Here is an 11,680-nt window from a genome sequence, read left to right on the forward strand (position 1 = left end):
CCCGGATTTTAGTTCGGAGTGCAACACCCAGTGAGTTACCCCGAGCATAACTCCTGGAATACCTCTGCCGGGGTCGCCCAACCCAGCACTTTCCTGGGCCGGTCATTGATCTCACCGATGTACTCGTCGAGTTCTTCCTGGGTGAGGTCCTCGAAGGTTGTGCCCTTGGGGAGATACTTCCGTAGCCGACCATTGAAGTGCTCGTTACTGCCCCGCTGATATGCGCTGTACGGGTCACAGAAATAGGTGGGCACCCCGATCGTGTCGGCAAGCATGTAATGGCGTGCGAACTCGCTTCCATTGTCGGCTGTGACAGATTTGACGGCGTGTGCAGGCAGCACCCAATACACGCCAAGCTGCGCCTCCAGAGTCGGGGCAGCAGCGACTCGGGAGAGCTTCACTCCCAGGTAGTAACGGCTTGTGCGTTCGACCATGGTGTGAATACCGCCGGTGCCGTGTGCGCCCAGCACACTGTCTGATTCCCAATGCCCAAACTCTTCCCGCGTCAATACCTCGGCGGGTCGTTCATGTATCGAGACCCGATATTTGATGCGTTCCGTGTGTACCTTTCGGCCCTTGATGCGGCGTCGTTTCTTCTGCCCCCGAGCAAGGTATTGGTGCAACTGCCGATGCTGTTGCCCGGGTGAGTAAATCCAGGCATACAACGTTTCTGGGCTGACCCGCATACGGTGATCGGTGGGGTGCTCGATAGGGAGGCGTCCGCTGATCTCTTCCGGGGTCCACCCCCGCCCCAAATGTGTGATCACCCAATCAACGAGCGGGTCATGCGTCATTCGGTAGGGCTGGTGCGAGCGTGCTCGGCGTGTGTTGGCGTGGAGTTGTGCTTGACCAGCGAGATACACCCGGTCTCGCCGGTGACGGGTGTCGAGTTTGTTCCGTAGGTAGGGGCGAAGATTCGCGTGGTCGTGTTCAGGTTGCCAGGAACGCTTCTTGATCTCGCGGCCGATGGTTGAACGGTGCACGCCGATTCTTCGAGCGATCTCGGCGTGGGTGTGGCCGTGGTCGTGGAGTTTCTCGATCTCGATCCGGTCGTTCAGGGTGAGGTGGCGGTAAAGTGTGGACAAGGAAGCGCAGCCCTTCGGTGGTGGTCTAGACAACTCACACTTTAGGTGTTGCGCTTCCGTCTAGAACCCGGGGGGGGCACCCGGACCACTGCCTGCGATAATTCATTCACACGGCCACGCTCGCGAAAGGATCATCAATGACCACACTGCCCACTCTCTCCGCACTTCATCGTGTCGGGGCGCTCGCCATCGCTGCTGGTTCGGTGTTTGTGGTCGCTGGCGGCGGGGCGTGGATCGCGGTGACGAAACAGTTGCGCGATGAAAAGATCACGGTGCCCGGGAACGCCCCCCTGCTCGCGGGCAAGCCCGTGCAAGACCCGGCGACCGCGTACATTCAGGCGCTCGTCATCAAGGGAAATGCTGAGCGCGGCGCAGGCGGGCGCACCTTCGCAGACATCAGCGCTGAGTTGCAGAGTATCGACGAGCATAGCGACGAGGCGCAGGAGTTGCGCAGCCAGAGACTGGCACTGTCGACCGCCGCATCATTGCGCACGGCCCTCATGACCTCGGTGCTCGCGTACGGCGTGAGCACCCTCGTTGCCGGGCTCGGGGCCTTCTTCCTGCTCGTGGGTTCTCAGTTGCGCCGAGCCACCGAGAGATAGCGCTGGGTCTGCAGGGACCTATTTCCAGCGCAGAGCCAGGTTTGCTGCCTGTTCAGTCGTCAGGCCGGCGAATTTCTTCACCGCACCCTTCAGCCGCTTTCGTTCTCCATTGACGAGTCGGCCCACTGTTCTCTCTGCCGCTTTCTGTGCCTGGCTGGTGAGCGGTGGAGAGGCCAGGAAGTCGTCAAGGGCATCAAGCAGCCGGAAGTATCGGTCGGATGACAGGGCGGACAAGCCGCTAGCAAGGGCAGTCGCATGCTCTGCATCGAGCTGCTCCTCAAGCCAGTCTCGCGCTAAGGCAACTTCGCGATCGGGCGGCTCAGCATCGAGCAACGAGACGAGTTGTTCCTTCATGACCTCAAGATCGCGGGCCGTGCCCACCGTTGCGGCGGGGAGGCGGAGGCGGAGGCGTCTCTGCTGGGTAACGGCCGCCGAGGGCGCGTGCGAGTTTGGAGGGCAGACCCGCCCGCTGGTGACCGTGCGAAGCGACCACCGCGTCTGCCGACTCCAGCAGTTTCCGGTTCCCGCGAACGAGTTCGATCTCCCACTCGCGCCAGGCGGAGCGTTCGACCGGCTCGAAGAGCGTTCGGGATGCCACCCGATCATCACTAAATTCGGCCAATATCCTTCCGTCAGTTGCTATCAGGTGGATCACCGTGCGGCGGGTCTTCATGTCGGCGATCGGCACGAGATCTTGGCCTCGGGTATGCACCAAGACCAGGTCGTTGAGGCGCGCCGGCACCACCTCTGGATCCGCTGACGGATACTTCTTCGTCTCTGTCTCTGTCTCTGTCTCCGTCTCCGTCTCCGTCTCCGTCTCCAGAACAGGATCCGCGTCCGCTTCTGGATCGCGGTTCAACGGCTCCCTGGTTTCCCAACGCTCGCCTGCGGCCACGGGGAGCTTCAGGTGCCACCCGGGGTCACTGCCGCCGGCACGTCGGCGCAGGGTGATGCCGCGGGCTGCGAGCGCCAAGGTGGCGGTGTCGAAGTACACGGCTTCGAGCTCCTGATCCACCGCCGCACCGACACGATGAACCCCGTTGATCAGCGTGAAGTCCGGAAGTTCATCGTTGTCGCCGACGGAGTACTTCCGCTCAACTTCCAACCCGTGTGATGAGGATATGCCCTCAGGTTACGCCGGGCGGCGCGCGAGGGACAGCGCAGAAACCCCCGCGATCCCTGATATTTCAAGGAATCTGCGGGGGTTTCGGTGGCGGTGACGGTGGGATTTGAACCCCCATCTGACCGAATCAGCTAGGTGAGTTCACCTCAGATCGGCATCATTAAGCCATTCTTCAATTACCGAAACTATGCCCACTTTTGCGAAGTGTTAGCACCGTGTTATCACGCGGCTTTGCGTCTGAAGCCGTCGAGCACCAGTCTCTCGAGCATCGTGAAACCATCGAACACGGTCTTTCGGACACTGTAGTCGTCGATCGCGACGGTGATCTCTCCCTCTGGGTTTTGCGTGAGCCGAGCAGTCGCCGCGATGATGACCGCCTCGATCGCGGCATCGTTCGGCACACCGTACTCAAAGCCGACGCCTCGAGTGTACGAGTTCACCCAGGCGGTGATGATCGGAAGATGCTCCCCGGCCAGGGCGACGAGGCTGGTGTCGTCACCCCGACCGAGAAACTTTGCCACGGCTGCGGCAGTTACAGCAGCCATGATTAGATGTTGATTCCGGTGAGCTTGACGATCGCCTTCGGGTTCAGAGGCTGCGCGTCATAGCGTGCGGTCACGCGGATCGCTTGCTGGTCGTAGTCGCCGAAGGTCTGGTCGAGAATCTTGACAGTCGGTGCCTGGTCACGTGCGACTGCGATCTGACTGAAGTCAGCGAGCACGGCCGAAGTCGTGTCCTGAGTGTCGTCGACGATCGGGATACGGTTTGTCACGATGACCTGCGAACCGAAGAGACGGAAGACTCCGTCCTGGGTTGCGTCGGGGGTGAGCAGGTACTGATTCGAGGTCGCGTCTTGCTTGATCTTGCGAAGCTCGACGAAAGTTTCCGGTCGCATCAGCCACTTCGCGTTCGCGGTGTTCGCTGACTCGGCGAGCAGCATTCCCCACGCATCGAGCAGGTCGTCGAAGCCAAGAGCACCGACCGACGTGATCGCCTGAGTCCCTGCATAGTTGAGAATCCCGATCGGGGTCGTCTGCGGGTCGGGAGTGCCGGGAACGGTCTCTGTGGGAAGCGCGCCAGCGATGAACGCGGCGTCGAGCTTGTCGGCTACGTCCTTCACCAGACGGTCCTTGATCGCGGCCTCGAGCGACACGACAGACTGCCGGGCAAGCTCGTTGCTGAAGCGGGTGAGGGTCTTCACTGACTTGATCGTCGAGGGGAGCAGGATGATCTCGTCGAAGGCGACGTCGTCGTCGGTGATCTGCTCGTTCTCGGCCTTCCAGTCGGGGGAAGTTGCCCCACCGAGCTTGGGTACGCGAACGGGTGAGCCGTCGGTGTCGAAGATGCGTGGGCCAGCGGCGAGGAAGACTGATGCCTGCTCGAGCGGCTTGACGAGGATCGACTGCACCTGCTCGGTCGTGAGTTCGGGTGCGTTAGCGGTTGAAATTGCCATGATGTTTTCTCCAAACGTGAGAGATGTACTCGGATCACGTCGTGAGAATCAGTCCAACGACTAAGGGCAGGCCACCAGGACCTGCCCTCCATCATACCCCATAGGGTATTAGTTGCGTTGCTCCATCATGCGGGCGATCTCGAAGAGTTCGTCGTGAATCTTCTCGAGGATGCTCGTCATCATCTTCAGACGCTCATGCAACTGGGCGAAGTGGTGGTCGAGTTCACTGGGTTGCTTCGGCGTGTTGTCTTCCACGAATACGATGTCGCTCATGATGCGTTCGCCTTCAGTAGACCGCTCAGGCTGACCGTATCCGATACCCCCGACACTCCCTGCCCGATGTTGCCCGAAGGCTTACGGTTCGCGAGGTGGGGCTTGGCCTGCAGTAGCGCGTCCACCGCGGTAGACAGTGCCTCTGCGTCGCTCAAATGCGCTTCATCGAACGGAAGGTCGCTCGGGTCTTGTAGGCGGCCTGTAGCGGCCACGAGAGCCGTGTGCAGTCGGGTCGCGACCTCGTCACGATCGGCTGCGCGTTGCCGGTACTTCGCACTCTCTTCGCGAAGCTTGACAACATAATCGCGAGGGAAGGTCTCAGCTTCATCATCGGGCGCCGCCTCGTTTTCAGGCAGCTCTTCGACATCGGGCGCCGCTTGCTCGACGACCTCTTCAGTAACTTCTTCACTCATATCTATTTCTCCTTCTTGACGAGGCGAGCAACACACTCGCAACCTGAATGTGTGGGCATCGAATGGTCGATGCGCCAGACTTGACCTTCACGCCACCACCACCTGCACAACTGGCAAGGGTTAGCGTCCATCTGCCTCACCCAGCCCGTCGCGTCTGACATGGCGACCGCGTCACCGTAGGCACTCTGCGCGGCCTCGAGCGGGGCGTTCAGGCCCAACCTCTCGAGCTTCATCAGAATGTCTCCATCACCGTCGAGCACGGTCACCAGCGAGTCCATGTAGGTCTTTCGTTTGCGTGCAGCACTCACGCCTTTCGACGCCTCGATGCGGCCGTTCAGACGTGAAAGCTCGACGGAGACTGCGAGGTCGGCGGCACGAGCTGCAGACTCCCCGCTGCGGCCAAGAATTGCCTCTGCCAACTGCAGAAACTGCGGCCGGTCGATGTACCCCTTCCCGTACATGCTCCACGCGCTCATCAGTTTCCGCTTGGTGTCCGACCGAATGCGGTTCAGCACCGTCTGGTAGGTCACTGGGCGACCTCGTCGACGATGAACGTACTCAGGTCTACCCCGGTGTTATCGAGGGCTTCAGCACGCCTCTGGGAGCGGATCGTCGCGATCTCGGCCGGGGTGTAACCGAGCGGGTTCGCGAGCAGCGCCTCGAGCGGCATCCCGATCGTCGACAGCTTCACTGCGGCATCGGCAAGCTGACCGGGAGTGCGAGTCTCAGGTGATGCCCACACTGCCTCATAGTCGAGCGTGTTCTGACCGTCGCGAACCTTCACGATGAGATCGGCGACCCTCGACCATGCGCGACCGTACACTCGTTGTTTGCCCTGCACCTTCGCGACCAGGGAAGCCTCAGCGGAGCGGATCGCGTCGGCCGAAGGCGGCTGGTCACCGTTCAAGCCGAGATAGTGCGGGGGAAGCCCAGAGATCGCGCCGATCTGTTGCGTGATGACGGCCGAGAGATCACCGTACCCGTCGAGGCGAGCTGCATCGAACTGACCGAACTTTGTTTCTGGGTTCTCCGACTGCCAGACGCGATCCTGCTCAGACGCAAACGGGTTCACCGGGTTCCCGTCATTGTCTTCCATGATCTCGAGGCCAGTCACCCAGCGGCGAGGTCTCGCGAAGTATTCCGACGTGACCATCGCGTCGGCCATGACCTTATTCAGCGAGTCGGTGAGGTCGAGTACGTCGGTCATCTCGCTCGAGCCGTTCATGTCGAGCAGCCGTGAACGGTTTACGATCGGCACGACCGGCACTTCACCGAGCGGGTTCGCGATCGTCTCCACCACACTCAGCGCGTTTTCCTTCCCGGCGTACCGGGTGATCTGGTCCGGCTCATAGACGACCGCGTGATGCCGGTTCCCGTCGACCCAGCGCTTCACTGCAGCCCGTACAGCACCAGTTGCGGGGTCGTGGTCGGTGATGACCTGCCGTGCTGACTCCACCGTGACCAGCGGCTGACCTGCGTCGTCGACCCAGACGATGACATACGAGCGACCGTAGGTGAGTGCGTCGACGTGTGCGAGCTGCGCCTGCGTGTCGAGGTCGCATCGTTGCCAGGCGTGCCAGACCGACACATCAGCCTCGTCTGCGCCGAACGGCCGGAAGCCGGTGATGCGAAGACGCTCAGCGATCGCACCGACGAGCAGCCGAGGGAAGTTGACCGATAAGGCCTTCAGTCGACCCTCGAGCGCGTCCCTTGACTTGGTGTTCAAGAAGGCTGCGGGTTGCCTGCCCTCGTAGTACGCATCGAGCCAGGTGAGTGCCGCCTGCGATTCGTCGAGGCGTGCAGACAGATTCTCCAAAATATCGTGAGTGTTCAAAACGAGACCACCCTTCCTTTCATCTTCCTCTTGTGCCAAGCGGCACGGTCAAACGCGACGATCGAAGCAACTGCAGCGTCGATCTTTCGCGGTGAATTGCGTTTGTCTTTCGAGACGATCGCTCCCACGGCCGTCTGTGTCGCGACCGTTTGCGCGACGTGCTGCGCGAGTACCCGGTCGCCGTTATGCGTCATCGTGCCGTCCATCACGGCCGCGTAGAGCCGATCGGTTGCGGGTCCCATGCGGTTACGAAAGCCGGTGTTGTATTCGACGACTTTGCGAAGACCGTGAGTCTTTCCCCACTCTTCGATCTCGGATCGCCAGCCCCACGGATCGGCGGCAAGCTCGAGCACGGTGTAGCGGGCGAAGGTGTCGTCGACTGCGGCCGTCACATCAGCACGCGGCACCCGCCAGCCCTTCTCCTTCGGGTTGTTCCATATTTTGATCGGGACGATATGCCCGTCCATCGTGCAGGCGACCAGCGCGGTCGAGTCGCCGGAAGCTGAACCGTCGAAGCCGAGCACGATCTTCTCGCCAGGCTCAAGCCCGCGATCGTCGACTCGCTTCTCCCATGCCCCGAACGGAAGCCAAGAATCAGACGATCCGACCCATTGACCGAGCCTGTACCGGCGGAAGGCGGCTTCTCGCATTGTCTTCGCGACACTGAGCAGCCCGTCTGCGGTGAGGAAGTCACCTAGCGCCGGGTTCGCGATCGCCCATGCTTCTTCATCGAAGACGTCGCATCCATCAGGGGCGGCGAACTCCTTGAAGTAGAAGCTCGGGTCGTCCTGTTTGCGGCCGTACTTCACCAGCTCAAACATCACCGAGTCTTGAGAGTCGGAAGGCGTACTGATTGCGAGGGTCAGCGATTGCGGCCGTTTACCAGCGACCGACGTCGCGGCTTCCCAGTCGTCCGTCGTGACCGTGTGCAGCTCGTCGACGATCAGCAGGCTCGGGTCGAAGCCCTGCAGCGCGGCCACCGTCGACGCGGCCGTCACAAGTTCCCCGCCAGTGTGCGGCACCTTGATCGCGTGCTGCAGCAGGTGAGCACGAGAGGCAAGCTCAGGCGACAACTCGATCATTCGAGACGCGATCTTCAGAGTGTGCCGTGCGACCTGCTCAGTGCCAGCGACCACCATCACCTGTGGCGAGATCGTCTCAGACGCGAAGAGCTCATATATGCCGAGCAGCGCGGCGAGCGTCGTCTTCCCGTTGCCTCGAGGCAAAGACACAAGCCCGGTGCGAGGCCGGCCAACGGTCGGGAAGAGACCCTGCACCAGCTCCACCTGCCACGGCCGAAGAATGAACGGGTCGCCAGCACCGACCCCCTTCGGCATCACGACGAGTTCTTCAGCGAACCTCACGATCCGTTCCCACCCAGGCTCAGGCCACCCGGTGAAGTCAAGCGGGTCAGCCGTGATCGCACCCTTCGCACCAGCCCTAGCCACGCGAGTCTGCCACCTCGACCCGATACTTCAGGGCCACCGTCTGAGAACCATCAAACGGGGCGACCACACTGAACACACGACCAACCTGCTCAGGTCTCGTCGGGCAAGCCGTCACAGTGATCTCGTCACCCGGCTCGAAGTCCGTCGTGCCCACCGGAACATGCAGCTCGAGACGACCAACCACAAGCAACTGAGACCCCGCATCCACCGCATCACCAGCGGCCGTTGCGTGCCTGATCCGGGCCTTCCCTGCGTACACAGACACCGGCGTCGTCACCCAGTCCCCGTTGTCCTCATCCCACGTTCTCTCACCGGCGCGAGACACACTGACCGAGTCCGTCATCCTCGACTCAGCAGCCCGACGACCCAACGAAAGAGCCTCCAAAACACTGTTATTCATTACCCCTACCTCCCAAATGAGAATGATTCCCGATTAGAGTGAAATTGTTTGCCATGCCCCGGGGGTCTTTATCGGCGTCGCGAGGGTCTACTGCCCGGCCTGTGAGCGATCGACTTGCCCCCCGTTTGCTGTTGCATGTTCTGCAGACGACGTCGACGTGCTCGAGCTTGGTTGCGGGCCAGATGAGGTGGTCACCTGTGAGGTCGTCGTGTGTTCCACAGTCTGAGCACCAGGGCTGCAGTCGGCGTGCGTGTTGGGAGAGGCGTGACCATGCCGAGTTGTACCCGCGTGATGAGGCTGAGGGTTTGTCGCGGGCTGGTAGTTGATGCTCGGCGCATCGTGACTGCTCAGATGGTTCGCCGCATTCGACACAGAGCTTCATGGTTGCTCCCTGAGTTCGCGGTCGCGCTCATCACAGGCATCGTGAACCTCGTCGACGACCCGACGGGCTTGATCGAAGGGAACCTTCACGAAGTAGTCGTAGATGCCGATGATAATGAGGTCGGTGGTCTCTCCGGTGCGCCGGTCTCGCCATAGTCGTCGGCGTACCCGTACCTTTTCGTGGTTGCTCTTGCTCATGACTAAGCGACCTCAGACTGAGCCAACCCAGTCGGACACTGGCGGCACCGATGGTTAAACGTCACACCGTGCGAGCAATAGCCAGAATCAGACGCAGGCACTCGACCAAATAAGGGAGTAGCTACTGCGGGGGGTCTATCTCCGTCGCCGTCGCCGTCGCCGTCACCCGTGCCCTGCCTGTCTGAACCAAACTTTACACCAGCACTCACCGCACTACGGCTTGTTTTCAATGATCCTCCTTGTATATCTCTTGAGCCAGAGCCAGAGCCTGAACTCGTGTTCCTGTCCTGTCCTACGTCACCGCTATCCGAACCGGTAACGTAACCGGTTACAGAACTAGGTGCGCCACCTTGTTTCTGGCGTTCGCGATGGTCTGCGACGTTCTTACGCTTACGAGCCTTTTGAGCTTGTACGTCAGCAGCGAGTGATTGTCCTAAGCCTCCGCGGTGTGCTGGCACGTCCCACTTCAGGAATTGGAAGCCGTCTGGTGTTGCCTTCCATATGCCTTCGTCTTCGAGCAGCTTGTAGGCGTGTGGACGTACTTCACCAGAGGCGTGAAGTTGTGCGAGGTAGCGGCGTTTGACGTGACCGTCGGTGCCTGCCTCGTTTGACCATGCGATAGCGCGTGCGAGGAAGCCGAAGATAGCGTCGGGCATTTCTGCGAAGCGGGGTTCGCTCACCCATTTGCCGGGTATCCTGCCGTCTGTCATGGTTCCTCCTTCCTGAGCGAGAGGGGGAACGACCGTGCGGCCGCTCCCCCTGGGTTGTTAGATCGACTCCTCAAAGCCGGGTGCGCCTGGTTCGGTCTTTCGGTGAATCTCGCGGGGTCGTCGGTCCATGAGGTGAATGGCGACGGCCTGCAGCGCTGCGGCGACTGAGAGTGCTTCGGCAGGACTCAGGAGAATGTGGGCTTCACTGTTGTCGGTGAGGCGAACGAGATCACCCTTCTCGGTGACCTCGTCGGCGTAGGTATGGTCATAGTCGCGCCAGTAGTCGGCCTCGCTCTGAATCTGCACGCGGGCGTGTCCGGTGTTGATGCGTAGTGCCTCATGTCAAGATGATCGCGTAGTTCATCTTGTGCCTCACATAGATTGATCGCGTAACCCCGCGTTCAAGCCGAGCGGAGTTTCACCCCGCCCGACTGTCGCCCGCGCCGTCGTCTCTTCGATTCTTCGACCTCGGCCGTCAGGACCTCGGTCTTCCACCCGGCTTTGGTCATGAGCATGCCCTGATACCTGACAATGTCACGGCTCAGCTCGACCGGGTTGAGCTTCGCATACGTCTTTTCTAGCTCTCGCGTTTGCTGCAGGGAAAGTATGCCGGACTCGAGTAACCGCTCATACGGGGTCCGGGGAGCGTCATACACTCGCCGCCTACGCCCTTGCCCATCAGCTTCCCACCCCACTGGTTTCTTCGTGGGCGTGAAGAAGTTCATCTTCAGCATCACGACATGCCAAAGCCGTTCGAGGACTTCTCGTTCGTCGGTGGTGTCGTAACGGTAGTAGAAGCCGTACTTACGGACGATGTGGTTGTTCTTTGATTCCACGACCGCTTGATCGTTCTTCTTGTATGGCCGAGACCTCGTGAAGAAGATCTTTCGGCCGCGGGCCCATTCAACGACTTTGTCGTTGATGAACTCGCTCCCGTTATCGCAGTCCAACCCGGCAATCGCGAACGGTAACGCAGCCTCGAGACGCTCGAGAGCTGTGATCATGTGCACGCGCGCGTTGTTCCGCAACACTTCCAGGTGCGTCCACCCGGTGTGCACGCAGGTCGCGGTGAGGGTCCTCGCGAACTCGCCTTTCAGTGTTGGGCCGCAATGCGCGACCGTGTCGCACTCCATGAATCCCGGCTCGTGTTCTGCCTCGTCGCCCGCTTTCCGGATCGTGATCGAGGTACGTAGCAGCGCGCCAGAGCGGGTGGCCGAGATCCCTTTCAGATCGAGTGCTCGCCGGTGCTCTTGCAGGTAGCGATCGATCGTCGCGGCGGACATGCGTAAGAGCTCGGCACGCACCTCGGGACTGTAGTCGTGCTTACCATTGCGGAGCTCACCATGGGCTTCGAGCTGGGGGATCCACGCGGGGATCATCTCGTGCATATATTTCCCGCACGGGTACATCATGACCTTCCACAGCCACACCAGCACCCGTTTCGATGCTGCAGAGTACGTCGTTGGGCGGTGACGGCGACGATCGAGCTGGGAGACATTCTTCACGCCCAAATGCGGTCTGGTGAGATAACGCCTGGCTGACACCCGAGACAGACCGGTGGTTGCGCAGAACTGATCCAGAATCTTCGATTTCTCGGACCTGCTCGCGGTCTTATAGGCCTGTTTGAGTTGTTTGGTGACTTCGATTCGTGTCGGCACTGACACCACACCCTTGTTCATACCGGTTCAGCGTAAGAGTATGCGATCAAAGTATGTGAGGCACGACTCGGGCTACGCGATCAATATACGTAAGGTACGCCG

15 protein-coding genes are annotated in these 11,680 nt (G+C 60.7%); 1 reads left to right on the forward strand and 14 read right to left on the reverse strand.

Annotated elements, in window-relative coordinates:
* Positions 1-35: 35 nt before the first annotated feature.
* Positions 36-1,085: an IS30 family transposase gene (locus ACR0R4_RS12785; RefSeq protein WP_433645630.1), complete on the reverse strand. Its 1,050-nt coding sequence runs from the start codon at positions 1,083-1,085 to the stop codon at positions 36-38.
* Between the two features lie 137 nt (positions 1,086-1,222).
* On the opposite strand from ACR0R4_RS12785, the gene ACR0R4_RS12790 reads away from it, so the two are divergent.
* Positions 1,223-1,687: an aromatic ring-opening dioxygenase LigA gene (locus ACR0R4_RS12790; protein ID WP_433647777.1), complete on the forward strand. Its 465-nt coding sequence runs from the start codon at positions 1,223-1,225 to the stop codon at positions 1,685-1,687.
* A gap of 18 nt (positions 1,688-1,705) precedes the next feature.
* Here ACR0R4_RS12790 and ACR0R4_RS12795 read toward each other — a convergent pair whose 3' ends face one another.
* The 13 genes from ACR0R4_RS12795 to ACR0R4_RS12855 all read right to left on the reverse strand — a co-directional run bounded on the left by ACR0R4_RS12795 (position 1,706) and on the right by ACR0R4_RS12855 (position 11,599).
* Entirely contained in the window at positions 1,706-2,068 is a 363-nt protein-coding gene (locus tag ACR0R4_RS12795; protein ID WP_433647778.1) for a CHAD domain-containing protein, read from the reverse strand.
* A complete protein-coding gene (locus ACR0R4_RS12800) occupies positions 2,046-2,792 on the reverse strand; it encodes a CYTH domain-containing protein (protein WP_433647779.1) in 747 nt (248 codons plus the stop codon). Before ACR0R4_RS12800 ends, ACR0R4_RS12795 begins: the two co-directional genes overlap by 23 nt.
* Positions 2,793-3,031: 239 nt before the next feature.
* Entirely contained in the window at positions 3,032-3,355 is a 324-nt protein-coding gene (locus ACR0R4_RS12805; protein WP_433647780.1) for a hypothetical protein, read from the reverse strand.
* Positions 3,356-3,357: 2 nt separating this feature from the next.
* Positions 3,358-4,263: a phage major capsid protein gene (locus ACR0R4_RS12810; RefSeq protein ID WP_433647781.1), complete on the reverse strand. Its 906-nt coding sequence runs from the start codon at positions 4,261-4,263 to the stop codon at positions 3,358-3,360.
* Between the two features lie 108 nt (positions 4,264-4,371).
* Positions 4,372-4,536, reverse strand: coding sequence for a hypothetical protein (locus ACR0R4_RS12815; protein WP_433647782.1), 165 nt, complete (start codon positions 4,534-4,536; stop codon positions 4,372-4,374).
* Positions 4,533-4,949, reverse strand: a complete 417-nt coding sequence (locus tag ACR0R4_RS12820; protein WP_433647783.1) for a hypothetical protein — start codon at positions 4,947-4,949, stop codon at positions 4,533-4,535. Before ACR0R4_RS12820 ends, ACR0R4_RS12815 begins: the two co-directional genes overlap by 4 nt.
* A 2-nt stretch (positions 4,950-4,951) precedes the next feature.
* Positions 4,952-5,479, reverse strand: a complete 528-nt coding sequence (locus tag ACR0R4_RS12825; protein ID WP_433647784.1) for a hypothetical protein — start codon at positions 5,477-5,479, stop codon at positions 4,952-4,954.
* Positions 5,476-6,783 carry a phage portal protein gene (locus tag ACR0R4_RS12830; protein WP_433647785.1) on the reverse strand — a complete coding sequence of 436 codons (1,308 nt, stop codon included), beginning with the start codon at positions 6,781-6,783 and terminating at the stop codon, positions 5,476-5,478. Before ACR0R4_RS12830 ends, ACR0R4_RS12825 begins: the two co-directional genes overlap by 4 nt.
* A complete protein-coding gene (locus ACR0R4_RS12835; RefSeq protein WP_433647786.1) occupies positions 6,780-8,231 on the reverse strand; it encodes a terminase TerL endonuclease subunit in 1,452 nt (483 codons plus the stop codon). The genes ACR0R4_RS12830 and ACR0R4_RS12835 overlap by 4 nt, the downstream gene beginning before the upstream one ends.
* A complete protein-coding gene (locus tag ACR0R4_RS12840) occupies positions 8,224-8,631 on the reverse strand; it encodes a DUF6093 family protein (RefSeq protein ID WP_433647787.1) in 408 nt (135 codons plus the stop codon). Before ACR0R4_RS12840 ends, ACR0R4_RS12835 begins: the two co-directional genes overlap by 8 nt.
* 378 nt (positions 8,632-9,009) lie before the next feature.
* On the reverse strand, positions 9,010-9,210 hold the full coding sequence (locus ACR0R4_RS12845) for a hypothetical protein (RefSeq protein ID WP_433647788.1): 201 nt from the start codon (positions 9,208-9,210) through the stop codon (positions 9,010-9,012).
* 767 nt (positions 9,211-9,977) lie between these two features.
* Positions 9,978-10,226: a hypothetical protein gene (locus tag ACR0R4_RS12850; RefSeq protein WP_433647789.1), complete on the reverse strand. Its 249-nt coding sequence runs from the start codon at positions 10,224-10,226 to the stop codon at positions 9,978-9,980.
* A gap of 95 nt (positions 10,227-10,321) precedes the next feature.
* A complete protein-coding gene (locus ACR0R4_RS12855; RefSeq protein WP_433645643.1) occupies positions 10,322-11,599 on the reverse strand; it encodes an integrase catalytic domain-containing protein in 1,278 nt (425 codons plus the stop codon).
* Positions 11,600-11,680 lie beyond the last annotated feature (81 nt).

Origin of the sequence: Leucobacter fengyongliangi, from assembly GCF_050971685.1 — a bacterium.
Taxonomy (GTDB): domain Bacteria; phylum Actinomycetota; class Actinomycetes; order Actinomycetales; family Microbacteriaceae; genus Leucobacter.